This window comes from Arthrobacter crystallopoietes (assembly GCF_002849715.1).
GTDB classification, from domain to species: Bacteria; Actinomycetota; Actinomycetes; order Actinomycetales; family Micrococcaceae; genus Crystallibacter; species Crystallibacter crystallopoietes.
This window is the reverse complement of sequence record NZ_CP018863.1, coordinates 2388981-2412885: the sequence shown is the minus strand read 5'-3', so window position 1 is coordinate 2412885 and position 23905 is coordinate 2388981. Positions and strand designations below refer to the sequence as shown.

Annotated in this window: 22 protein-coding genes; 12 read left to right on the top strand and 10 right to left on the bottom strand. The window is 64.3% G+C overall.

Annotation, left to right across the window (positions count from 1 at the left end; translation table 11 throughout):
- Window positions 1-16: 16 nt before the first annotated feature.
- A complete protein-coding gene (locus tag AC20117_RS11255) occupies window positions 17-1081 on the bottom strand; it encodes an App1 family protein phosphatidate phosphatase (protein ID WP_074699656.1) in 1065 nt (354 codons plus the stop codon).
- A 108-nt stretch (window positions 1082-1189) separates the two neighbouring features.
- On the opposite strand from AC20117_RS11255, the gene AC20117_RS11250 reads away from it, so the two are divergent.
- Window positions 1190-1867 (top strand): GOLPH3/VPS74 family protein, encoded by a 678-nt coding sequence (locus AC20117_RS11250; protein WP_074699657.1) that lies wholly within the window; start codon window positions 1190-1192, stop codon window positions 1865-1867.
- A gap of 36 nt (window positions 1868-1903) precedes the next feature.
- Here AC20117_RS11250 and AC20117_RS11245 read toward each other — a convergent pair whose 3' ends face one another.
- Window positions 1904-2137, bottom strand: coding sequence for a metallothionein (locus tag AC20117_RS11245; RefSeq protein ID WP_074699658.1), 234 nt, complete (start codon window positions 2135-2137; stop codon window positions 1904-1906).
- 345 nt (window positions 2138-2482) lie between these two features.
- Between AC20117_RS11245 and AC20117_RS11240 the strand changes: the two genes are divergently transcribed.
- Window positions 2483-2899, top strand: a complete 417-nt coding sequence (locus AC20117_RS11240) for a DUF4383 domain-containing protein (RefSeq protein WP_335643724.1) — start codon at window positions 2483-2485, stop codon at window positions 2897-2899.
- A gap of 71 nt (window positions 2900-2970) precedes the next feature.
- Here AC20117_RS11240 and AC20117_RS23295 read toward each other — a convergent pair whose 3' ends face one another.
- Window positions 2971-3123: a hypothetical protein gene (locus tag AC20117_RS23295; protein ID WP_158300456.1), complete on the bottom strand. Its 153-nt coding sequence runs from the start codon at window positions 3121-3123 to the stop codon at window positions 2971-2973.
- Window positions 3124-3393: 270 nt separating this feature from the next.
- On the opposite strand from AC20117_RS23295, the gene AC20117_RS11235 reads away from it, so the two are divergent.
- Window positions 3394-4197: a SurA N-terminal domain-containing protein gene (locus AC20117_RS11235; RefSeq protein ID WP_074699660.1), complete on the top strand. Its 804-nt coding sequence runs from the start codon at window positions 3394-3396 to the stop codon at window positions 4195-4197.
- 156 nt (window positions 4198-4353) lie between these two features.
- The gene (locus AC20117_RS11230; RefSeq protein WP_074699661.1) at window positions 4354-5217 is read left to right on the top strand and encodes a hypothetical protein; all 864 of its coding nucleotides are present in this window, start codon (window positions 4354-4356) and stop codon (window positions 5215-5217) included.
- 42 nt (window positions 5218-5259) lie between these two features.
- Here the strand turns inward: AC20117_RS11230 and AC20117_RS11225 are convergent, their stop codons facing one another.
- The 3 genes from AC20117_RS11225 to AC20117_RS11215 all read right to left on the bottom strand — a co-directional run bounded on the left by AC20117_RS11225 (window position 5260) and on the right by AC20117_RS11215 (window position 8048).
- Window positions 5260-6339, bottom strand: a complete 1080-nt coding sequence (locus AC20117_RS11225; protein WP_083339531.1) for an IS110 family RNA-guided transposase — start codon at window positions 6337-6339, stop codon at window positions 5260-5262.
- A 372-nt stretch (window positions 6340-6711) separates the two neighbouring features.
- Complete coding sequence (locus tag AC20117_RS11220) at window positions 6712-7434, bottom strand: NADPH-dependent FMN reductase (protein WP_335643718.1); 723 nt, start codon at window positions 7432-7434, stop codon at window positions 6712-6714.
- A 158-nt stretch (window positions 7435-7592) separates the two neighbouring features.
- The gene (locus tag AC20117_RS11215) at window positions 7593-8048 is read right to left on the bottom strand and encodes an Lrp/AsnC family transcriptional regulator (protein WP_236777275.1); all 456 of its coding nucleotides are present in this window, start codon (window positions 8046-8048) and stop codon (window positions 7593-7595) included.
- Window positions 8049-8233: 185 nt separating this feature from the next.
- Between AC20117_RS11215 and AC20117_RS11210 the strand changes: the two genes are divergently transcribed.
- Together AC20117_RS11210 and AC20117_RS11205 are read left to right on the top strand one after the other, a co-directional pair.
- Window positions 8234-9481 carry an NAD(P)/FAD-dependent oxidoreductase gene (locus AC20117_RS11210; protein WP_074699662.1) on the top strand — a complete coding sequence of 416 codons (1248 nt, stop codon included), beginning with the start codon at window positions 8234-8236 and terminating at the stop codon, window positions 9479-9481.
- Window positions 9482-9548: 67 nt separating this feature from the next.
- A complete protein-coding gene (locus tag AC20117_RS11205; RefSeq protein ID WP_074699663.1) occupies window positions 9549-9734 on the top strand; it encodes a FitA-like ribbon-helix-helix domain-containing protein in 186 nt (61 codons plus the stop codon).
- Window positions 9735-9810: 76 nt separating this feature from the next.
- Here the strand turns inward: AC20117_RS11205 and AC20117_RS11200 are convergent, their stop codons facing one another.
- On the bottom strand, window positions 9811-11121 hold the full coding sequence (locus AC20117_RS11200) for an Nramp family divalent metal transporter (RefSeq protein WP_074699664.1): 1311 nt from the start codon (window positions 11119-11121) through the stop codon (window positions 9811-9813).
- A gap of 373 nt (window positions 11122-11494) precedes the next feature.
- On the opposite strand from AC20117_RS11200, the gene AC20117_RS11195 reads away from it, so the two are divergent.
- From AC20117_RS11195 to AC20117_RS11180, 4 genes are read left to right on the top strand one after another with little or no spacing between them, the layout of a single operon-like run.
- Window positions 11495-13042 (top strand): pyridoxal phosphate-dependent decarboxylase family protein, encoded by a 1548-nt coding sequence (locus AC20117_RS11195; protein WP_074699665.1) that lies wholly within the window; start codon window positions 11495-11497, stop codon window positions 13040-13042.
- Window positions 13039-14442: a lysine N(6)-hydroxylase/L-ornithine N(5)-oxygenase family protein gene (locus AC20117_RS11190; protein ID WP_074699666.1), complete on the top strand. Its 1404-nt coding sequence runs from the start codon at window positions 13039-13041 to the stop codon at window positions 14440-14442. Before AC20117_RS11195 ends, AC20117_RS11190 begins: the two co-directional genes overlap by 4 nt.
- Window positions 14439-14972: a GNAT family N-acetyltransferase gene (locus AC20117_RS11185; protein ID WP_074699667.1), complete on the top strand. Its 534-nt coding sequence runs from the start codon at window positions 14439-14441 to the stop codon at window positions 14970-14972. Before AC20117_RS11190 ends, AC20117_RS11185 begins: the two co-directional genes overlap by 4 nt.
- A complete protein-coding gene (locus AC20117_RS11180; protein ID WP_083339608.1) occupies window positions 14969-16915 on the top strand; it encodes an IucA/IucC family protein in 1947 nt (648 codons plus the stop codon). The genes AC20117_RS11185 and AC20117_RS11180 overlap by 4 nt, the downstream gene beginning before the upstream one ends.
- A 63-nt stretch (window positions 16916-16978) precedes the next feature.
- Here AC20117_RS11180 and AC20117_RS11175 read toward each other — a convergent pair whose 3' ends face one another.
- Window positions 16979-17401, bottom strand: coding sequence for a hypothetical protein (locus AC20117_RS11175; RefSeq protein ID WP_074699668.1), 423 nt, complete (start codon window positions 17399-17401; stop codon window positions 16979-16981).
- Window positions 17402-17551: 150 nt separating this feature from the next.
- Here AC20117_RS11175 and AC20117_RS11170 point away from each other — a divergent pair, with 150 nt between their 5' ends.
- Both AC20117_RS11170 and AC20117_RS11165 read left to right on the top strand, forming a co-directional pair.
- The gene (locus AC20117_RS11170; RefSeq protein WP_083339609.1) at window positions 17552-18772 is read left to right on the top strand and encodes a glucose-1-phosphate adenylyltransferase family protein; all 1221 of its coding nucleotides are present in this window, start codon (window positions 17552-17554) and stop codon (window positions 18770-18772) included.
- 76 nt (window positions 18773-18848) lie between these two features.
- Window positions 18849-22205 carry a DEAD/DEAH box helicase gene (locus AC20117_RS11165; RefSeq protein ID WP_158300455.1) on the top strand — a complete coding sequence of 1119 codons (3357 nt, stop codon included), beginning with the start codon at window positions 18849-18851 and terminating at the stop codon, window positions 22203-22205.
- Here AC20117_RS11165 and AC20117_RS11160 read toward each other — a convergent pair.
- Both AC20117_RS11160 and AC20117_RS11155 read right to left on the bottom strand, forming a co-directional pair.
- Window positions 22202-22480 carry a YchJ family protein gene (locus AC20117_RS11160; protein WP_418202254.1) on the bottom strand — a complete coding sequence of 93 codons (279 nt, stop codon included), beginning with the start codon at window positions 22478-22480 and terminating at the stop codon, window positions 22202-22204. The genes AC20117_RS11165 and AC20117_RS11160 overlap by 4 nt on opposite strands.
- A 133-nt stretch (window positions 22481-22613) precedes the next feature.
- The gene (locus tag AC20117_RS11155) at window positions 22614-23825 is read right to left on the bottom strand and encodes an amidohydrolase (protein WP_074699671.1); all 1212 of its coding nucleotides are present in this window, start codon (window positions 23823-23825) and stop codon (window positions 22614-22616) included.
- Between the last annotated feature and the right edge of the window lie 80 nt (window positions 23826-23905).

Here is a 23905-nt window from a genome sequence, read left to right as displayed (position 1 = left end):
CTCCGCTGTTGCATCCTCAGGAGCCGTTGATGATCCCGAGCTCGTGCAGCTGGGCGGCGATCCCGGCGCCGTCGGGCGCGTAGATCCAGTCGATGCCGGGCGTGGCGTTGGCCGGCTTGGCCTGCGAACGCCCACCGGCCAGCACAGCCTCGCTGACGGACAGCTGGCGGATGGCAATCGCCGCCACATGCTCCGGATAGCGCTGGGCGAAGCCTGCGTAGATGGCTTCGTCATGCTGGCCGTCGTCGCCAATGAGCAGCCACTTCACGTCGGGGAATTCTCGGGCCAGCCGCATCAGCTGGCTGGTCTTGTGCTCCATCCCGCTGCGGAACCACCGCTCGCGGGTCGGCCCCCAGTCTGTGAGCAACAGGGCGCCATCGGGGTACAGGTTCCGCGAGAGGAAGCGTGTGAGGGTCTGGGCTACGTTCCAGGCGCCGGTGGAGAGGTACAGCACCGGACTCCCTGGATGCTCCCGGGTGACGCGTTCGAGCATGACGGCCATGCCCGGCGTGGCATTGCGGGCGTGCTCGTCCAGGACAAAAGTGTTCCACGCTGCCAGGAACGGCCGCGGCAGCGCGGTGACCATCACCGTATCGTCAATGTCTGACAGGATGCCGAACTTGATGTCGGAGGGCACGATGTAGACCGCAGCCTCCACCGGGGTCGAGCCCTCGCAGCTGAGCGTCACGGTGGTCCAGCCTTCCGGCAGCTCTGCCGGCACATGCGAATCGACAACGCCGCCGCGGTCTGCCGTGACTTCATGCTCCACACCATTGATGCCGATGACGACCTTGGCGTTTGCGACGGGCGGACTGATGAAGTTGCGCCAGCCGCGGATGCCGTCCGCCAGAATCTGCGAGGCAACCTTCCCGTTTTCGAACGCGCCCTCCTTGGCCATCACTACGCGTCCGAGCACCCGGACCCAGCCATTGGTTCCGTAGCCGGTGAACGGCAGGACCGTGACATTATCGCCGCGCCCCCGAGCCTTGCGCTCACGCCAGCTTTGCCACTTGTCCTCGAGGCGCATCCCGATATGGGCGGCCTTCTCCTGGATGTCCTCGTTCTCTACGCTGGATGACATACGCACAGTTTGCCATGCTGGTCCCGCCCCGCGGAAAGATTGCCTGTACAAGGCCAGCTGGTGTGTATTTCCGGCCCGCACCGGCCAGGCAGCCGCTAAGCTGGCTTCATGGCCCAGGAACCGGTTGCTTCTTCACCTCTGAGTGTTCCCGAAGCCTTCCTGCTGCTCTGCCTACGGGACCAAGACGGCAAGGCAATGCTGGACGGATCTACCCTTAGCTATGGCCTGGGCGGAGCCATCCTCAGCGAACTGGCCCTGACCGGAGCCATCACCATCCAGGGCCGGAAGGTCGTTCCTACGCCCGGATATGACGACGACAGTTCAAGCGGTTATGGATCTTTCCTCCAGCTCATCGCCGACGCCCGCAGACCATTTAAGACCGATCACTGGGTGACGAAGTTCGCCAGCCGCTCCCCCAAGAAGCTGGTCGGCAACCTGCTCGCCGATCGGAACATTGTGGCTCGCGTAGAAGGCAGGATCCTGTGGATCTTTCCCACCGTCAAATACCCGGAAGTCGATCCGGTCCCGGAGCAGCAGCTGCGCGAACGGATTGGCAACGTCCTGTCCGGTCTCCGGCCCGACGGCTTCAGCGCCAGTGTCATCGCACTGGCGGATGCCACGAAGATCCTGGAGAAGTGTTTCGGACCGGTCTCTAAGGAACGGGTGAAGGAAATTACCGACGGCGACTGGGCCTCCAAGGCGGTCAGGGACGCCATCTCTTCGGCGATCATGGCTGCCACCACCGTAACTACCATGACCGCAGTGTCTTCAGCCGGATCGAACTAGTAGGCCGGTTCCAACGCGCAACTGCCGGCGTTGGCCTCAGGCGCGGTCCGCCACATCCTGGTGCCCGGATTCCCTGGCGCAGTGGGCACAGCAGTACATCCGCTCGCCCGCCTCGACACCGTGGCCCAGAATGCGGCAGCCGCAGTGCTCGCAGGTGGGAGCCAGAGCGTGGATGGCGCATTCGAAACTGTCGTAGGTGCCGGTTTTGTCGCCCTTGGTGATGGTGAAGGTCTTGTCGTACGAATTGCCGCAGGTATCGCAGGTTTCCATGAGCATGTCCTTTTGTGCGGTTGGCGCCGGGACCCGATGCCGCGGCACTGGTAATACTCAGCCTACTTATGGCCTACGCCGTTGGCCACCGTCTTCAAGGCGATTGTCCGCCGCCGGTGACCGATGGAACCGCTGCCAGGCAGCCGCCGTCGTTATTGCCGGCGGCAACTTTTCCATATGCTTCGCACCCCTGCAGCAGTAGAATTTAAGTGCTGGTACTCCGTCAGATACGCCCTACCAACAGCCGGGTATGCGCCCGGCGAAAAATTGTTACTCACAGTTTTGGGAGGAGAAATGACCACCGCTTCACCGTCTGCGCATCATGCACATGTCTCACGTGGAAATGTGCGAAACGCTGCGATGGGCTCGGGCATTGTTCTAATTGTTCTCGGCGTCCTGGGATTCATTCCAGGCATCACCATGGCTTATGACCAGCTGGCATTCGCCGCCGGTTCCGAGGCCATGCTCTTCAACGCATTCCAGATCTCCATGCTGCTGAACATCGTCTATATCGTGGTCGGTGCTGCGGGGTGGGCCATGAGCCGCACGGCCACCGGGGCCAAGGACTTCCTGCTTGGGGCAGGCGCCTTGTATCTGGCCATGTGGATCTATGGCCTGATCATCAACCTGGAGTCCGCGGCCAATTTCCTGTCCTTCAACATGGCTACCAACTGGCTGCACTTCATTGTCGGCGTGGTTCTGGCTGGACTGGGGGTTGCGTACATGGTCCGGCATCGTGGCGATACACGAATGAATACCTGACCGGTTTCCGGAAAGAAGGTGCCCTGTACACGAACCGTACAGGGCACCTTCATGTGCAGCTTCTTTTCGGCTCAGTCCGTCTCCGGGGTGGCCTCCAGATGCCCGGTGGGCAGATCCTCGTCGAGGGGCTGGTCGCTGTCTTTGTCCGTCTTGCCCGGCTCCGTTACGCCGAGAGCGTGCTCCCCGTCCCCCGATTCCTTCTGGATCTCTTCTTTTGATGCCATGACTTCCTCCTGGTGCCGCGCGTCTGGCTCCGGCTGGATCCATTCCGGCGGGCCATGACCGACGGCGGCCGGTACCTCCACATTAACAGCGTCCGCGCGGAAAAATAAGGGTAGGCAGGATGGGCGCTGTGCAGTATTCACAGGTCCGGACAGTAGCGGTTTTATGGCTTCCGCACGCCGGGGACTTCCGGCCATTCCTGAACGCCGGCTGGGAGATGGATTTGCCAGCGCCTGTTAGCGTCGGTGGTTAACTTCGTTGGAAAGGACTTTATGAGCAGCAAGAAGTGGCTTTTGGCCCTGGCCGTGGCGGGTTCGATTTCCGCCGTTACCGCCTGCAGTGCCCCGGCCGGAGAAGCCGGGAACAGCGCGAGCACCCAGCAGGAAGCACCGGCCCCGAGCGGCGGCGCCTCCGAAGGCGCAAATCCGGAGGCGCAGGAAATGCCCAAGCCGGACACCGAGGGCGTTCCCGATGTCGTGGCGGAAGTCAACGGCGAAAAGATCGCCAAGAAGGACTTTGTCGCCGCCTATGAAGGCCAGTTCCAGCAAATGGCCATGCAGTCGCAAATGAGCGGGCAGAAACTTGACCAGGACCAGCTCAAAAAGCAGACCGCCGATGGCATGATCAGTTCGGTCCTGCTCATCCAGGAAGCAGACAACCGCGGCCTTGAGGCATCCAAGAAGGAAGTGGATGCCACCTTGGACGAGCTGGTGAAGTCGAGCCAGCTCAAGAGCAAGGACGAGTTCCTGGCTGCCATGAAGGACCAGGGCATGGACGAGAAAACAGTCATGTCCGAAATCGAGAAGCAGGTAAGAGTGGAAGCGCTCGTTGCCGAAGAATCCGGGGACACCAAGCCCACGGAAGAAGAGCTGAAGAAGGCCTACGACCAGGCCAAGGCCCAGCAGGAGCAGATGAAGCAGCAGGGCGGCGAGGGCGGACAGAGCGCCGAGATTCCACCTTTTGAGGAAGCCAAGCCGGCTCTCGAAGAGCAGCTGAAGGGCCAGAAACAGGGCGAAGCAGCGCAGGCATTGGTCAAGGACCTGCGTGCGGATGCAGACGTAAAGATCCACCTGTAGCCCGCGTGCGGGACTGACTGCCGCGGCGCGGCAGTCAGTCCCGCACAGCCGTTTGCCGACCAGACTCCGGAGCATCAGGCTACACCGCCCGGGTTGAGGAAAACCTAGACCGAAATATCTCTGGACGCCCATCATCCGGCAACCGATACTGGCTGCATGTTAGTCATGGTTGGCTGCGGCCTTCTGGCGCTTGCCGGGCTGCTGATCATCGGAATATGGGGCGGCCATGCCCTCACTCCCCCTGCCCGGACCAATGGCGGCTTCCCCCTCTGGGAGGCCTTTCGCCGGACGCTCTGGTGGGCGAATGTGTCCTTGACTGCGGGCATCACCGCGGGAATCCTGCTCGCTGGAGCTGGAGGCCGGTTGGTCATGCGCCTGCTCGCTGCGACGTCACCGCAGGAACAGGGACGCCTGACCGAGGCCAATGAAACGATCGGCGAAATCACGCTCAACGGCACGATCGGCTTCATCGTCTTCGCCGGGCTGTTTGCCGGTTTGGCGACTGCCCTGCTTTATTCGGTTCTGCAGCGCTGGCTGCCTTCTGGCAGGCTGGGCGGAGCGGTCTTCGGATCTCTGCTGCTGGTGGGGCTGTCCGCCGTTGAACCACTCCGCGCAGGCAACCGCGACTTCCAGATTCTCGGACCGGGATGGCTGTCCGTCCTTGCCTTCGGCCCGCTCGCAGTTCTGCATGGCATGCTCGTGGCGGCCGCCGCAGGCCGGCTCAGCCGCGCCATCCCCTTGCTGCGCCGCACTCGCGACCTGTGGGCCTACGCGCCGCTGCTCGGCTCGCTCCTGTTGCTCTTACTGTCGGCCCCGGCCGCAGCGGGAGTCGTCATCGGTGCCATCATCCTGGCAGCCTTGGCGGGGACAGTGGTGCGGTGGGCCGCGCCAAACTGGGAGGCTCGCTGGCGCCAGACTTGGGTCACCGTCGCGGGGCGCGTTGTTATCACGGTGGCCGTTCTAGCTGCGGTGCCGGCCTTCACCCTGTCGGTATCCGAAATCCTCGCTGCACGCCACTGACGGGGATCACCCGGTCTGGTCCCGCCGACTCTTCTATGTCTGTCAAGCGCTCTTCAGGCACGGGCTCGCGGCGTTGAGCGTGCGGTGGACGCGTCGGGCTAGGTAGCGTTTGATGCATCGGCGGATTTCCCGGTCGGTGCGTCCTTCTGTTCGCCGTTTCTCCACGTATCTCCGGGTCTCCTCGTCGTGGGTCATCTTGGTGAGAGCGACCATGTGGAGAGCGCGGTTCAGGTTTCTGTCTCCGCCTCGGTTCAGGCGGTGCCGGACGGTGTTTCCTGAGGAAGCGGGGATAGGATTCACGCCGGCCAGGGAGGCGTAGGCCGCCTCGTTCCGAACCCGTCCCTGATGGGACCAGGCGGTGAGGCAGGTCGCTGCAGTGACGGACCCAAAGCCCTTTTCATGCAGCAGGGGTGCGGCCTCGCTGATCTGTACCAGCTCGGTCACTTGCTTGTCATTGGCTTTGAGCTGGTCATCGAGTTCGAGGACACGTTTGGCCAACCGCGTTGCCTCGGTCCGGGCGATGGTCAGGGACAGTTCCTCCTCTCGGGCGCGCCACCGCGACGCTTCAGCGATCTGAGCTGCTGAGAGTGCCCTGCGGGCGTCCAATCCCAGATCATTGGTGCGCAGCAGTGCGGTGAGCGAGTTGACCGAACGGGTGCGCTCGGCGCTCATGGCGTCGCGGGCCGTGACCAGGATCCGCAAGGCCTGGCGCACCCCCTCGTTGAGCCTCGGGCGGCATAGCTTCGCCTGTGGCAGCGGCAACGCGGCTGCGGCAATGTGGTGCGCATCGAGGGCATCGGATTTGCCGACGCCGTGGCGTTTCTTCGCGTCCATTCGCGGAGCCTCGGCCACCGGGTAACCCTCGGCGGCGACAGCGCCGGCCAGGACGGCTCCGTAAGATGCGGCGCCTTCGATCACCCACAGCGTGTCAGCGTCTGCGTCGGTGCGGCGGGCCACCCACGCGATGGCCCTGTTGATGCCGGCAGACGTCGTTGGGAAGTCTCGGGTATCGATCAGCTCGCCGGTCCTGGCTGCAAGGATCGCGTAGACGTGATTGCGGGCGTGGGTGTCGACGCCCACGACAAACGGGTAGGAATGCGCGACGATAGAAATGGCGGTCACGGCACCTTTCCTCAGTGATGGAGATGGTCAGGCCGCTGTCGGCCGGTACCAGTCCGGGTAGGAAACACATCGGAACAGCACTGTGACGGGTCACGCGCCTCAAGGCGGCGGACAATCTTCTGATCAAGCTACCGAGGTGGGCCGGACAGGTCCGGCCGGCCCGCGCCACGGATGGACAAGTCGGCGGCAAGACACTTCATGGTCAACGTACGCTCGAGTCACATCCATGGCCGGCGGAACGGCCAGTACCCATCCTGCCAGCCAGTCCCAGACCAGCTACAAGAAAGTCTCACAGTCGTACTTTAAATAACTCCGCCCTGCCGCGCTTCACGAGCGCTGCAGGGCGGAGCTATTCTGCTGGACCGGGCCCGCTCAGGCGCTGACGGCCTGCAGTTCGGTGCGGATGGCGGCGAAGCCCTTGGCCCACGGGACCAGCTGGTCAACCATGGGAGCCAATGTGCCGGCGTTCTGCTCGGTCGGCTTGAAGTCGGCGAAGTTTTCGAAGTCCGTGAAGAGCGAGAACATCACCTGGTTGCGGACGACGGCAATCTGCAGTTCGGCGAGCACGTTGCGCAGGTGCTCGGCTGAGCGGACGCCGCCCATGGAACCGTAGGAGACGATGCCGGCGGCCTTGTTGTTGAATTCCACATTCAAGAAGGACAGGGCGTTGGTCAGCGCCGGCCCAACCGTGTGGTTGTACTCGTTGGCAACGAAGATAAAACCGTCGAATTCGGCGATCTTCGCGGACCAGGCCTTAGTGTGCTCGTTCTGGTAGCTCTGGTACATGGCCGGGGCCGGCTCGTCCAGCAGCGGCAGATTGAAGTCGGCGATGTCCACGAGTTCGAATTCGGCGTCGGTGCGGCCGGCGGTCTGGGCCAGCACCCACTCGGCCACGGAGCCGTTCACGCGGCCCGGGCGGGTGCTTCCGGTGACGATGGCGATCCGGGGCAGACCTGCGGCGCGCTCGGCAGGAGCGGCCTCGGCTGCGGGAGCCGGAGCGGCCTCGGCTGCTATCGGGGCGGGAGTCTGCTCAACAGGGGTTTCGGCGGAGCGACGGCCATTGGACGAGCGGAAAAGGTTCTTGAACCAGGACATGATTACCTTCTGTCGGTTGGTTGATTCTTCAACTACCCTAGAGGCAGATTCATTGACATGTCAACAAGACGCAGGAAAGCGCCGCTCACGAGCCCGCGCATGGGATAGCCGGATGATCGGCAGTCTCGCGTCGAATAGGCGGGGTGAGCCAGGCTGCGTCAGGGTGCGAGCGAGCTGCCGGGCGGACGGACGTATTCGAAGATCACCGTGGTGTTGGTGCCGGCCACTTCGGGCCGAAGGCTCAGGTTGTTGGCCACGAGATCCCGCAGCGCCTCGGAATCGGCGACGGCGACATGGATCATGAAGTCCCGGTCCCCGGTGACAAAGAAGATGCTCTCGACGGCGGACAGGCCGGCCAGGTACTTTTCGAAACGGGTGAGGTTGGACCGCGCATCCGCCTGCAGTCGGATGGAGATGAGCGCCTGCAGCCCGCGCCCCACTGCGGCGGGGTCCACATCCGCGTGGAAGCCACGGATGATGCCCCGCTCCTGGAGCGAGCGGATCCGGCCGTGGCACGTGGAGGGCGCTATACCGGCGGCAGCGGCAATGGCGTTGTTGGGCGTGCGTGCGTCGGCCTGCAGCAACTGCACGATGATGCGGTCCGTTTCGTCCAAGACAGGATGCTGAACGTGTCGAACGTTGTTCGGCCGGCGAGTATAACTTCCGGCTTTTGTTGAATCACTCGGCATGAATCCAGCTTCCTGCAGAATCATTGTCGATTCAATTGCGACTTGTTTTTAGATTGTTCACACTGGAGTCAATGCCATGTGGCACGAGTCATAGTTTGAGGGAGAACAAAGTGTACTCACGCGCACAGTCGCCGCGCACCGCCGTCGTTGTCGGTGCTGGAATGGTTGGCCTGGCTACGGCTTGGCACCTGCAGGAACGCGGGATCGAGGTGACGATCCTTGATCGCTCCGGTGTAGCTGCCGGCGCTTCATGGGGCAACGCCGGATGGCTGACGCCCGGCATGGCCATGCCGCTGTCCGATCCGACCCTGTGGTCCTACGCCCCGAAGGCGCTGCTCGATTCGACCGCGCCGCTGCACATCCCGGCCCGGCTGGATCCGAAGCTCTGGGCGTTCCTGGCCCGCTTCGGCCTGCACGCCAACACGAAGGCATGGGCCAAGGCGATGGCCGCGCTGACCCCGATCGACCGCATGGCCCTGGACTCGTTCGACGAACTGACATCGAACGGCGTGGACGCGTGGACGCGGAAGGGCCCCTTTATCATCGGCTTCGAGCAGGAAAAGGAAAGCGGCCCGTTCATCCACGAGATCCAGCAGGTGGAGAAAGCAGGCCAGCGCGTGCCGCTCAAGCGCCTGGACAACCCCCAGGTCAAGGTGCCCCAGCTGTCTGCCGGAGTCTCCACGGTTTATGAGATGGAAGACCAGCGCTTCATGGAACCCGGCCCGTTCGTGCAGGCCCTGGCCGAAGCGGTAGAGGCACGCGGCGGCAAGATTCTGACCGGCGGGGAAGTCCGCTCGCTGCGCCACGGACCGCAGGGGATCTCCGTGGACAGGGCCGGGCAGGAACCCGTGAGCGCCGACGTCGTCGTGCTCGCGACCGGAGCCTGGCTGCCGGAACTGGCCAAGCCGCTCGGCGTCAAGACGCAGATCCAGGCCGGCCGCGGCTACTCGTTCAGTGTGGCCACCGATGATCCCGCCGAATTCCCCATCTACTTCCCCGCCCGCCGCGTGGCGTGCACGCCATACCAGGGCCGGCTGCGCATCGCCGGCACGATGGAATTCCGCGGCCCGGACGAACCGCTGCAGACCGGACGCATCGACGCCATCCTCGCCTCGGTACGGCCGCTGTTCACCAACATGGACCTGGAGAACCTCGAGGACATCTGGGTCGGCGCACGGCCGGTCACCCCGGACGGACTGCCCGTGGTCGGTGCCACGCGCTCCCCCGGGGTCTACGTCGCCGGGGGCCACGGCATGTGGGGCATCGTCCTGGGCCCGGCCACCGGCAAGCTGCTGGCCGAACAGATCACCACCGGGCATGTTCCGGACGAGATCCGGCCCTTCGATCCGCTCCGGTAACAACATCCGGTCCGGTGACAGCGCGGAAGGCCGGGTCTAGCATTGATGCCATACGGAAGGTGGCGTCATGGAGACACTGAGCATTCCCAACCTGAATGCGCGCACCATTGAAGGCCTCCGTGTGCTGGCCGCCTGCCATGGCCGCACACTGGAGACCGAGGCGCGCGCCATTCTCGAGCAGGCCGCCCGTGGCCTGACCGAAGCAGACGAATTCCTCGCCTCGATCGTCACCCACGACCAGCAGGCCCCTTGAAACAACTCTGCCCTGCCGCACATTGAAGTAGCGGCAGGGCAGAGTTGTTTTAGCAGGCTATATTTTGCCCGTGGGGTCAGCCGCCGAAGATCGGGGCGATGGCCTTGACCAGCTGCTGGACACCGAGGATGCCGAACAGCAGGGCACAGATGCCCAGGGCGATGTTGGTATGCAGCTTGTTGGCCCATTCCTTGGGCACGCGCTTGCCGTTGAGCAGGCCGAGCAGGGTCAGGGCCAGGAACGGCATGAACAGCGAACCGAGCACGCCGTAGGCGAGGATCAGGCCGATGGGCTTGCCGAGGATGAACAGCAGCATCGGCGGGAAGGTCAGCCAGAGCACGTAGAACTTGAAGTACTTGCCGCCCACGCGGGTGTCCGGGTGGCCGGATTCCTTCTTGCGCATGTGGCCCCAGAAGTCGGCGAACATGAGCGAGACACCGTTCCAGACGCCGATGATCGACGAGAACGAGGCGGCCCAGAAGCCGACCAGGAAGCCGGTGCCGACGACGTCGCCGTAACGTTCGTTGAGGACGCCGGCCAGTTCCAGCAGGCCTTCGTCGCCGCCGCTGATGGAGACTCCGGCGGAGCGGACGACCTCTGCCCCGACAATGAGCATGGCCAGCACGAAGACGCCGGTCATGATGTACGCGACCGAGTTGTCGATCCGCATGACGCGCATCCACTTGGGCGTGTACCAGCCCTTTTCACGAAGCCAGTAGCCATAAGCGGCCAGGGTGATGGTGCCGCCGACGCCGCCGGCGAGGGCCAGGGTGGACAGGAGGCCGCCCTCGGCCGGGATCGAGGGGATCAGGCCCGCGAGCATTTCGGGGATGTTGGGAACCGCGATGACTGCCAGCCCCACAACGGTCACGAACATGATGCCGACCAGCGCAGCGGTGATTTTCTCGAAGGTGGCGTACTTGCCGAACCAGACCATGGCGAAACCGGCCAGGCCCATCAGGATCGCCCAAACCCAGAGCGGGAACACCGGGAACAAGGCAGCCAGCGGCAGGGCAGCCGAGGACATCGCGGTGGCGCCGTAGACGAAGCCCCAAATGATGATGTAGGGACCGAAGTACCAAGTGGTCCAGCGGCCAAGGGTGCGCCAGCCTTCGAAGATGGTTTTGCCTGTGGCCAGCGTGTAACGGCCCGCGCCTTCAACCAGGACGATCTTCAGGATGACACCGACGATCACAGCCCAGAAGAGCTGGTAACCGAACTGGGAGCCGGCCACCAGGGTGGCGACCATATCCGCGGCACCGACACCGGTCGCCGCAACGACGAGCCCGGGGCCGACAATTTTCCATTTGGCAGGCTTTCCGCCGTCGTCGTCAATCCGGTCGGCGTGGTTCACCGCTCCGGTTGGCACGTTGTTGTCAGCTGACATCAGCCATTTTCCTATCCTTGGGGAGTTTCGTCCCGGGCTCTGGCGGTATGCCGGCCATCACGGGAACCCGTGTATTGTTTCACAACTTCCGACCGGGCAGTCAGTAATACGCAGCCAGCACGACGGCCGGCGCGATAGGCGGGGCCAATTTGTCGGCAAACGGATTCCATCCGGCCCTCGATAGGCGCAGTTCGCGTGCGCGCATTCTCCACCCGGAGAGGCTGATGCGGAAGATGTACTGTGCAGATTCCACGTTTAAGTCGCAAGATTTCCTCAGCCCCGACCAATTAGGGCACAAAAGTTTGACGCAAAGGTAAGCCTAAGTAAGGGTTACCTTTGTTCCTTTTCCCCGGCTACCTCAGGGAGTCTGCTGATGACTTTGCTGCCCCAAACGGAAGAGCGGGCCGACTTCGGCTCGCGGATTGAACTGGCCCTCGGCGCCAGCAACCAGCTCTTCAACACCCGCAATTCCCCGCGCTATGTGGCCGATGTGCTGCAGGCAGTCAATCTCGTTGCTACAAAGGTTTCCCGCGTCGACAGGCCGTTCACCGGAATCGCGCCGGCACAGCTGGCTCCCGTGGTGGAGGCCGTCGATCTGGAAGCCCCGCTGGCAGACACTGCCGCTGCGCTGGAAGAGCTCGAAGCCCTCTACCTTCGCGACGCCGTCTACTTCCACGACAGCAAGTACGCGGCCCACCTGAACTGCCCGGTGGTTATCCCCGCGCTCGTGGGTGAGGCCGTCCTCGCGGCGGTGAATTCCTCGCTGGACACCTGGGACCAGAGCGCCGGCGCCACACTGATGGAACGCCGCTTGATCGACTGGACTGCCGGCCGGTTGGCGCTGGGACCGGCGGCCGATGGCGTGTTCACCAGCGGCGGCACGCAGTCCAACTTGCAGGCCCTGCTGATCGCCCGCAACCATGCCGTCAGCCGGCTTCGGCAAGATCCGGCCCTTGCCTCCGAGCGCCTGCCCGGCCTGCTGGACAGGCTGCGGATTTTCGCCTCCGAGGCCAGCCATTTCAGCATCGAAAAGTCCGCCTCGCTCCTGGGTCTGGGGTACGACGGCGTCATCCAGGTTGGGTGCGACGCTCACCAGCGGATGGACCCGGCTGCCTTGAAAGAGGCGCTTGCGGCCAGCCGTGCCCGGGGCGAGGTCCCGCTGGCCATCGTGGCAACGGCGGGTACCACCGACTTCGGCAGTATCGATCCCCTCGCCGCCCTGTCAACGCTGGCAGAGGAGTTCGGCGCGTGGCTCCACGTCGACGCGGCCTATGGCGGCGGACTCCTCACCTCGCTGCGGCACAGGCACTTGCTGGACGGGATCGGGGCCGCGGACTCGGTCACGGTGGATTACCACAAGACCTTCTTCCAGCCGGTTAGCTCAAGCGCCATCCTTGTGCGCGACGGCGCCATGCTGGGGCACGTGGCCTACTACGCGGATTATCTGAACCCGCAGAGCGCGGCCGGCGCAGCGTCCCTCAATCAAGTGGACAAGAGTATCCAGACCACCCGCCGCTTCGACGCGCTCAAGCTCTGGCTGACCCTGCGCATCATGGGACCGGACGGTATCGGTGCCTTGCTGGATGAGTCGATCGACCTCGCCCGGCAGACCGGCGAACTGCTGGCACACGACCCGGACTTCGAGCTCGCCGCCCCTGCCCAGCTGAGCACCTTGGTCTTCCGCTACCTGCCGCAGGCTCCGGAAGGCCTCGACGGAGAAACGGCAGACGCCCTCAACCTCCACATCCGCCAGGCCATCTTCGCTTCGGGCAAAGCGGTCATTGCCGGGACCAAGGTTGATGGCCGGCACTACCTGAAGTTCACCCTGCTCAACGCGGAGACCACGCTGGAAGACCTGCAGGAGATCCTCACCCTGGTCCGGAGCATCGGCGCCGGCTACCTGGCGGGAGTGCGTGCATGAACACCAAAATCCACGACTTCATTGCCATCGGCGTCGGTCCCTTCAACCTGGGCCTGGCCGCGCTCACGGAACCCATCCCCGAGCTCGACGGCCTGTTCCTCGACGCCCGCCCCGGCTTCGATTGGCATCCCGGCATGCTGCTCCAGGATGCCCATCTGCAGGTGCCGTTCCTGGCCGACCTGGTCACCCTCGCCGACCCCACGTCGTCGTACTCCTTCCTGAATTATCTGAAGGACACCGGACGGCTGTATCCGTTCTACATCCGCGAAAACTTCTACCCCCTCCGCGCGGAATTCAACCAGTACTGTCAGTGGGTGGCGGCCAAGCTGCCCAACGTCCGGTTCGGCGAGCGCGTGATCCACGTCGGCTATGACGACGGCGTTTACGAAGTCCGCTCGCGCAACGCCCGCAGCGGCGGGGAAACCGTCAGCCGCGCCCGCCGGCTGGTGCTGGGAACCGGGACGGCGCCCTTTGTCCCGGAGTCCTGCCGCGGCATCCTCGCCTCCGGCGGAACCGCGCTGCACAACTCGCAGTACGCGGAGCGCAAACGCGAACTGCAGGACAGCGCCAGCATCACCATCGTCGGCAGCGGCCAGAGCGCCGCCGAGCTGTATTACGACCTGCTGCAGGACATCGATACCTGCGGCTATGAGCTGAACTGGGTCACCCGCTCGGGCCGGTTCTTCCCGCTCGAGTACAGCAAGCTGACCTTGGAAATGACCTCCCCGGACTACGTGGACTACTTCCACGCCCTGCCGCCGGAAACCCGTTCCGGCCTCAATGCCAACCAGCACAATCTGTACAAGGGCATCGACGGCGCGCTGGTCAACGACATCTACGACCTGCTCTACACCAAGAGCCTGGCGGGCCCAGTGCGCACCCGGCTGCTGACCAACTCCGCACTGGAAGCGGCGGATTACAACCCGGCTACCGGACTCCACACGCTCGAACTGCACCACCTCGAACAGGGCCGGAGATTCACAGTGGCAAGCGCCGCCGTCGTTCTTGGCACCGGCTATACCTACCGGGAACCGGATTTCCTGGCCGGTATTGAGCGGCGGATCCGCCGGGATGGGCAGGGCAGGTTCGACGTGGACCGCGGCTACGGCATCGGCGTCGAGCCCGGCGAGATTTTCGTGCAGAATGCGGAACTGCACACGCACGGCTTCGTCACGCCGGATCTGGGCATGGCCGCGTACCGGAATTCCTGCATCATCCGCGAGATGCTCGGCTGGGAGTACTACCCGGTGGAGCGGCGCATCGCGTTCCAGGAGTTCGGTGTTCCCCCGGCCGCTGCGTCCGGCCTTCAGCCTGAGGCGGCACCGGCCGATGTCGCCGTCCCGGCCGCTCCACTGAGTGCTCCGCTGGCTGCTCCGCTGGCGGCCGAGGTGGCGCTGTGAACTTCACCTTTGAGCCCGTTGATCCCACTGCTCACGCACCCGTCCTGCACAGTTGGGTCACGCAGGAATACGCACGTTTCTGGGACATGCTGGACGCCACCGTCGGCGACGTCGCCGACGAGCACACGAAGATTGCCGCCGATCCGCACCACGAAGCCTGGCTAGGGTGCGACGGCGGTGTCCCCGCCTTCCTGCTCGAATGCTACGACCCGCTGCACTCACCACTGGCCGGCCGCTACGACGTGCTACCCGGCGACGTCGGCATGCATCTGCTGGTCGGGCCGCCGGAGGTTCCGCGCACCGGCTACACCGCGGCCGTCTTCCGCAGCGTTATGCAGTTCCTCTTCGAGCGGCCCGGAACCGAACGGGTGGTGGTCGAGCCGGACGTGCGCAATGCCAAGATCCTCGCCCTCAACGCCCGCATGGGTTTCCGGCAGGACCGGGTCCTCACCCTTCCGGACAAGGACGCCCTGCTCAGTTTCTGCACCCACGAACAATTCAGCCAAGCCATCGAAGGAGTCCGATCATGACTACCGCAGCCGATTCCCGCCCCGCTCCCCTGCCAACCCACGACGCCGCATTTCACCCCGGTGCCTGGGAGAACGTCACGACCCCCGGGCCCACCGCTGGTGAGCCTGTCCATCTGACACCGGCCCGCTGGGCCGCGGCGAACCGCCATCTGGTCCGGAAAGCCCTGTCCGAGTTCTCGCACGAGCGGATCTTCATACCCGAACCCCGCGGCGGCGGCGCCTACCGGCTGGTCTCCGACGACGGGCGGGTGCAGTATCTCTTCGCCGCCGAACTGCTGGAGCTGGGCCACTGGCTGATCCCCGCTGCCAGTATCCACCGCGTGATCGACGGAGCGGAGCGGCCCCTCGATGCCCTCGACTTCATCACCGAGTTCCGCCGGACCCTCGGCATCAACGAGGCCATGCTGCCGGTCTATCTGGAGGAGATCAGCAGCACGCTGTCCGGACATGCCTACAAGAATTCCGGCCCGGCCGCGGATCCCGCCGGGGATACTGCAGCGGGTCCGGCGACCCGCCCGGGTGCCCCGGATTCCACGGCGCTGGCTCAGGGTGTCACGCGCGGGGCAGATCCCGCCGCGGACTTCCAGGCCATCGAGCGGTCCATGTCCGAGGGGCATCCCTGTTTCGTCGCGAACAACGGCCGGCTCGGTTTCGGCCTGCACGACTATCTCGCGTACGCACCCGAAACCGGCAGCAGTGTGCGCCTGGCGTGGATTGCCGTGCACCGGGACCATGCGGCGTTCCACGCGATAGACGGACTGGGCTACCGGGAGCATATGGAGGCCGAGCTCGGTGCAGCGGCCCTGGCCGTCTACGACGCCGAGCTGACCTCCCGTGGCCTGCCGCCGGAGGACTACCTGCTGATGCCGGTCCATCCCTGGCAGTGGGAGAACAAACTGACGGTCACCTTCGCCGCCGAGATCGCCCGGCAGCACATTGTCTATCTGGGGCCCGGCGAGAATCTCTACCAGGCACAACAGTCGATCCGCACGTTCTTCAACCGCAGTGCCGGGACCAAGTGCTACGTCAAAACGGCACTCTCGGTCCTGAACATGGGCTTCATGCGCGGGCTCTCACCCGACTACATGGAGAGCACACCCGCCATCAACGACTGGGTCTACCGCCTTCTCCAGTCGGATGGAACTCTGCAGGACCTTAGCTTCAGCATCCTGCGCGAAACCGCTGCCATGGGCTACCGCAACCGCTATTTCGAGGCCGGCTCGCCCGCAGGCTCCGGGCACCGCAAGATGCTTTCGGCGCTGTGGCGGGAGAGTCCGATGCCCTCGCTGGCACCGGGAGAACAGTTAGCCACCATGGCGTCGCTGCTCCATCTGGATGCGGACGGCCAGCCGATGGCCGCCGCTTTGATCCGCCGCTCAGGCCTGTCTCCGACAGTCTGGCTGACCCGCTACCTGCGGGCGTACCTGGTTCCGGTCCTGCACTGCTTCTACCGTTACGAATTGGTCTTCATGCCGCATGGCGAAAACCTGATCCTGGTGCTGCAGGACGGCGTCCCGGTGCGCGCCATCATGAAGGACATCGGCGAAGAGATCGTGTTGCTGGGCGACACGGTTCATGTGCCGGCCGAGGCCGCGCGCATCCGGGTCGAGGTGCCGGAGCAGGACAAAGTGCTGTCCATTTTCACCGATGTCTTCGACTGCTTCTTCCGTTTCCTCGCCGCGATCCTGCATGAGCACGGCGAGCTGGACCAGCTTCAGTTCTGGCACACCGTCGCCGCCGTCGTGAGTGAATACCAGGAGCAGCATCCCGAACTCACGGACGCCTTCGCCCGGCACGATCTTTTCGCGCCGGAGTTCACGCTGTCCTGCTTGAACCGGCTGCAGCTGCGCAACAACCAGCAGATGCTCGATCTGGCCGATCCGTCCGGCAGCCTGCAGTTGCAGGGGACGCTGGCCAACCCGCTCTCGCGTTTCCGTCCGTAGGACGCAAGCAAGCAGCAGCCGTCCCTCCGGCGCCCCACCCGGACGGACGGCTGCTGAGTCCCGTTACTCGCTGGAAGACGTGTCCGTGGTCAGTCCGCGGTCGTCCGGCTGCTGCCGGTCCTTTTCCGCTGCCGGTCCCGTGGGTTCGCCTGCCACCGGAACTTCGACTGATTCCGGATCGGCCGATGCGTCCTCGGCGGAAGCCTGCTGGGGCGCACCCAGATCCGGCGAACTTTCCTCGTGCGCTACCGGGGCGGGCCGTCCGTCGTTGAGGTCGTCGGTACCGCTCTCGGAAGAACTGCTGCTGCCGGCAGAACCGCTGTCCGAATGCCCGGTGTCCTCGGGAGTGGCCTCCGGGGTTTCTTCCGGTTCGAAGGTGCTTTCCTCTCCGCCGGCGCCCATGCCCACGCCGTCCTCGGTGTTGGGGATAGTCCCCTCCGGCTCGGTCGTCGGATCCTCTTGCGGATTGCTGGCGTCAGTGCTCATTGGCCTTCTCCTTCTCATCCTCAGGCGGCGTTCCCAGGCTGCGTTGCAGAGCCTGCGGCCGGTGATTTCCACGCTAACAGTGCTTGTCGCCAAAGGTAAGTCTCCGCCGTCGTTCGCCCGGCGAAGCACGTTAGTCAGTAGGCTTGGAAGATGAAACGACCGAGTATCCTGGCAATCATTCTCGCCGGCGGGGCGGGCGGCCGCTTGGGCGTGCTGACGGACCAGCGGTCCAAACCCTCGGTCCCGTTCGGCAGCCACTACCGCCTGATCGACATCCCGCTGTCCAATCTGAAGCACAGCCACATTTCGGACGTTTGGATCGTGGAGCAGTACCTGCCCTATTCGCTGAACGACCACATCGCCAACGGCCGGCCCTGGGATCTTGACCGCACGCACGGCGGACTGCAGATCCTGCCGCCGTACCAGGGCGCGGACGGCGAGGGTTTCGCCGAAGGCAACGCGGACGCGCTCTACCGGCAGGCCAAACTGATCCGCGATTTCGATCCGGATCTGGTCCTGGTCCTCAGCGCCGACCACCTGTACCGGCTGGATTTCCGGGACCTGGTGGACACACACCTGCAGGCCGGCGCCGCCATGACCATGGTCACCACAGAGATCGACGGCGATGCCTCCCGCTATGGTGTGGTCCAGGTCGACGACGGCCGGGTCAACGGATTCGACTACAAGCCGAAGGAACCGCAGGGCAAACTGGTGGCCGCTGAGGTATTCCTCTACGACGCCCAGGTCCTGCTCGACACCATGGATCTGCTCGCAGATTCGGAGGCCGGGCTGCAGGACTACGGGGACAGCCTCGTCCCGCATCTAGTGGAAAAAGCCGTAGTGGCCGAGCACCGGCTGGACGGGTACTGGCGCGACCTCGGCACGGTGCCCAGCTACTGGGAAGCGCACATGGAGCTGCTCGACGGCGGCGGATTCAACCTGCATAATCCGGGATGGCCCGTCCTGACCGCCAGCCCGCAGCTGATGCCCGCGTTCATTGCCGCCGGCGCGCGGATCGAGGACAGCCTGATCGCGGCGGGAGCTGCAGTTCACGGAACGGTACAGCGCAGCGTCATCGGCCCCGGCGCCGTTGTGGAAGAAGGCGCCGTCGTTGCGGATTCGGTCCTCCTGCACAACGTCCGGGTGGGGCGTGATGCCCAGCTGGTCCGGGTCATCGCCGACGATGGCGTCGTCGTCGGCCGCAATGCGAAGATCGGCGACGACGGCGACATCGCCGTTCTCGGCGCCCGGAGCCAGGTCCCGGCGAACCTGTCGGTTGCCGCGGGAACGGAACTCGAACCGGACAGCGACACTAGCGATGCCGACGGCAGCACTGACCAACCGGGCAACGGCACAAGCGCCAGCAAATAGGTACGCGCCACCTCGGCTGTGAGCCGTGCGCGAACCCGGCCACAGCCTGTCGGCGGTGCGTGACAAGATGGAAGATGTGCCCCAACTTTCTTTTCCGCAGGTGGATGCCGGCGAGATCATCCGCCATGTCGGCGGTGCCGCGTTTGCCCGCGGCAAGGCTTACTCCTCGGGCAATGCCGTGGAGGACCTGACTTGGGATCCGGACACCGGCGTGCTGCAGAGCAGAGTCAACGGCACGGCTGCAGTTCCGTACCGCTGCCGGGTCCAGCTCAAGAAGAAGCACGACGCCGGTTACAGCCTGCTCGATAATTCCTGCAGCTGCCCGGTGGGTTACGACTGCAAACACGTGGCGGCCACTCTGCTGTACGGCAACCTGATGAATCTGCGCGCGAACGAGGAATTCAAGCTGTCCGCTGATCCCGCCCCATTTGCCGGTTACGGCGCATCGGCCTCTCCGGCCGTTCCCCAGTGGCAGCAGGCGCTGGACTCGTTGCTGGCAACGGGGCCGCAGTCCACCCCGAAGCGCGCTGCCAGCAGCATCGGCCGCAAGACACGCAGCCGTCTGATGCCGTTGGGACTGCAGTTCGAAGTGCGGGACCAGACCTTGCAGGCGCACCAGCAATGGCGGCCCGGATCGGGCGTGAGCCATAGCGGCCGCGTTCCCACCAACCGGATCCAGCTGGGCGTGCGTCCGGTGGTCCGGAACGACAAAGACCGCTGGGTCAGGAACAACCTGCGATGGAATTCCATCAGTTTCAAGACCTTCGGGATGAGTCTGGATCCCGAGCAGCACCGCTGGTTTTCACAGTTCGTACCGCTCCACCGCGCCAGCGGCCAGCTGCATTTCGGCGAAGACAATGACTGGCTGTACCTGGATGAGTTCAGCAGCCCGCTGCTGTGGCAGTTGCTTGACGAGGCCAAGCGCCTCGGTATTGCCATGCTCGGCGCCAAGGCGGATACCGCGGTCATCATCGGCCGGCACGCCGAGCTCCGCCTTGATGCCCGGGCTCCCGAGGCCGGGCTGACCTTGGAACCCTCGCTCTACATCGACGGGACACCGCAGCCGCTGGAAATGGCCGGCGCCATCGGCAACCACGGAGCCTACAGCTACGACAACGTGCTGCGCCAAATCACGCTGGCTCCCACGCAAAAGCAGTTGACTGCAGGCGAGCAGCAGCTGCTGCAGCGGCCTGCCGCCGTCGCCGTTCCCGAGGAAGACGTCCCGCAGTTCCTCGAACAGGTCTACCCCCGGCTGCAGCGCACCATCAGCGTCACCAGCAGCGACGCCTCCGTGGAGCTGCCGGAAATCCTGCCGCCGTCGCTGGTCCTTACCGCGACCTACGGCAAGGCGAACAGCCTGAAGCTGGAATGGGCCTTCGAATACGGCCGCGATGAGTCGGCGGCCCGCAAGCCGCTCGAAGCAGACCCGCAGGAAACCGGGTACCGGGACGCAGAAGCCGAAGCCGAGTTGAAGGCTGCCGTCCGCAAGATCCTGCACGTTGAGCACATTCCGGCCGAGACCATGGTTAAGGACATGGGTGCCGTGGAATTCACCCAGGAGACCATGCCCCGGTTGGAAAAGATCGACGGCGTGCGCGTGGACGTCGTCGGCGAGCAGCCTGACTACCGCGAACTCACTGAGACGCCGGAACTGACCATTAGCACCGTGGAAACCGAGCAGACCGACTGGTTCGATCTGGGCGTCATGGTCACAGTGGCCGGCCGCAAGATCCCCTTTGGCGACATCTTCAAGGCGCTGTCCAAGGGGCAGAAAAAACTCCTGCTGGTGGACAAGACCTATCTGTCGCTGGAACAGCCCGTGTTCGACAAGCTGCGCGAACTGGTGGATGAGGCCATGGCCCTGCAGGACCGCGGCAGCGGCGAACTGCAGATCAGCCGGTACCAGGCCGGGCTGTGGGCCGAGTTCGAGGAGCTCGCCGAGGACACGGAGCAGGCGCAGGCCTGGCAGCAATCGGTCAGCGGGCTGCTGAAGCTTGACCAGGTGGAACCCACGCCGCTGCCGGCCGGGCTGCACGCGGAGCTGCGCCCCTACCAGGCCGAGGGGTTCAACTGGCTGGCCTTCCTGTGGCGGTACCGTCTCGGCGGAGTCCTCGCCGACGACATGGGCCTGGGCAAGACGCTGCAGGCTTTGGCACTGATGCTTCACGCCAAGGAAACCGCAACGGACGACGTCGGCCCGTTCCTCGTCGTCGCCCCCACCTCCGTAGTACCCAACTGGGTGACCGAGGCCCGCCGGTTCGCTCCGGGCCTGCGCGTCACCTCGATCACCGACACCCAGGCACGAACCCGCCTCCCGCTGTCCGAAACGGTGGCAGAGGCCGACGTCGTTATCACTTCCTACACAATCTTCCGGCTGAACGCCGAGGAGTACCAGGAGCAGAAGTGGGCCGGGCTGATTCTTGACGAGGCGCAGTTCGTGAAGAACCGCACCACCAAGGCACACCAGGCCGCCCGCCACCTGCAGACTCCGTTCAAGCTTTCCATCACTGGTACACCGATGGAAAACAATCTGATGGAGCTGTGGTCGATCTTCGCGATTACGGCCCCGGGGTTGTTCCCCTCGGCGCTGAAATTCGCGGACACATACCAGCGGCCCATTGAACGCAGCGGCAGCACCGACCTGCTGGCCAGATTACGACGTCGGATCCGGCCGCTCATGATGCGCCGCACCAAGGAGGCGGTCGCCTCGGACCTGCCGCCCAAGCAGGAGCAGGTCCTCGAGGTTGAGCTCAGCGCCAAGCACCGGAAGATTTACGACACCCACCTGCAGCGCGAGCGGCAAAAGATCATGCGCCTAGTGGACAACATGGACAAGAACCGGTTCACCATTTTCCAGTCGCTGACGCTGCTGCGCATGCTGAGCCTGGATGCTTCGCTCATCCACGACGACTACGCCAATGTGCCGTCGAGCAAACTGGATGTCCTCTTCGAGCAGCTCGAGGATGTGCTGGCGGAAGGCCACCGGGCACTGATCTTCAGCCAATTCACCAGCTTCCTCAAGAAAGCAGCCGAACGCCTCGATGTCGAGGGCGTCGAGTACACCTACCTGGACGGCTCCACCCGCCGACGGGCCGAGGTCATCAACCGCTTTAAGGAAGGGCATGCGCCCGTCTTCCTGATCAGCCTCAAGGCCGGCGGCTTCGGCCTGAACCTGACGGAGGCGGACTACTGCTTCCTGCTTGATCCCTGGTGGAACCCCGCCAGCGAGGCACAGGCGGTGGACCGGACGCACCGGATCGGGCAGACCAAGAACGTGATGGTCTACCGAATGGTCGCCAAGAACACCATCGAGGAGAAGGTCATGGCCCTGAAGGAGGGCAAGTCCAAGCTCTTCTCATCCGTGATGGACGACGACGCCATGTTCTCCTCGAAACTCACCGCCGATGACATCCGCGGGCTGCTCGAGGGCTAAATCGCCTCGCGGTAGACCCAGCGGCCGCTGTCGTCGCGCACAAACGTACTGACCTCGTGGTGCTCGTGGTCGGCGCCGTCCTGCCGGAAACGGGCTGTAAATTCGACGGTGCCCATCTTGTCCTGCGGGCCGCCCTTGCGAGTGCCGAGGATTTCCAGTCCCGTCCACTTCTGTTTGGGATCCAGTTCCACTGCGGTGGGTCTGGTCTCGACGTACCAGGTCTGTAGAAGGTAGTCTTCGGCGCCGACAGCAAAAGCTGAATAGCGGGACCGCATAAGTTCCTCCGCTGTGCCCGCCGCAGCGTCACCTCGATGGAACCGGCCGCAGCATTCGGCATACTCCTGCCCGCTCTGGCAGGGGCAAAGTGTAGATTTCACCCGCCCATTATCCCCGCCGCTTCGTCATTGGCTAATTCAGCCATTCGCGTGCCGCAGCGACGAGCGCGTCGATCCCCAGGCCGAGCGTCGGCCGGATGAGCGGCGCGAAATGCGGCGAGTGATTCGACGGTATGTCCTCAGGCAGCCTGCCGGTAGCTGCCAAGGCCTCGGCCAGGGCTGGATCTGAACCGCCGAGAAACCAGAAAACCAGCGGAACCCCGGCAGCAGTCGCGAGCACCCCGACGTCTTCGCTTCCGGAGATTGGGCCAGGATCAATAATCTGCTGGCCGAAAACGTTGCCCAGTGCCGCCGTCGTTCGAAGAGTTGCCTGTTCGTCGTTGCGGGTCAGCGGGAAGTGTTCGTCGTAGCTGATCAACGGGTCTTTCAGGGCGCCTGATACCGATGCTTCACCTCGGACGATCCGCTCAATGGCATTCACCATCTTCGTCCGGACCGGCTCGTCGAAGGTGCGCAGGCTGATTCCCAGCGTCGCTTCCGCGGGGATGATGTTGTTCTTGGTTCCGGCGTGGAGCTGCCCAACGGTGAGAACCGCCGAATCGCCGGCCGCCAGCTCCCGCGAAACAATCCCTTGGAGCCGCATGGTTGTCGCAGCCGCCATGACCACCGGGTCGACGGTTGTTTCCGGCCTGGAGCCATGGCCGCCCGCACCGAACATCGTGATGTTGATCGAATCCGCCGAGGCCATGGCGACGCCGGGCCTGATGCCGATCCAACCCGCGGGAAACGGTGCTACGTGCTGGCCGAGAACCACATCGGGGCGGGGAACAAGGTCGAAGAGCCCGGCGTCAACCATGGCCTGGGCCCCGCCGCCCGACTCTTCGGCAGGTTGGAAAACCGCGACGACCGTTCCTTGCCAGTTTGCGCGCTCGTCCACGAGCCTTTCCAAGGCGCCAAGGAGGCAGGCGACGTGGACGTCGTGGCCGCAGGCATGCATGACCGGCACATCCTTGCCGTCCGTGTCAGTACCGCGGGCGGTGCTGGCATAGTCCAGTCCTGTTGCCTCTTCGACGGGCAGGCCATCCATGTCCGCCCGCAGCAGCACGGTGCCACCCGGACCGTTGGTAAGGATGCCGACAACACCGGTGATACCGATGCCGGGGTGCACCGTGAAGCCCAAGGCATGAAGATGCTCGGCGACGATCCCGGCGGTCCGGTGTTCCTGGAAGGAAAGCTCGGGGTGTGCATGCAGGTCCCGGTACAGCTGCTGGATGTCTATTCCCATACTGCAGTGTAGGAACAATGATGGATGCGCGGTAGAGGAACGTCACCCGGCCAATGTTCAAGGACCATTCAAGAACGACG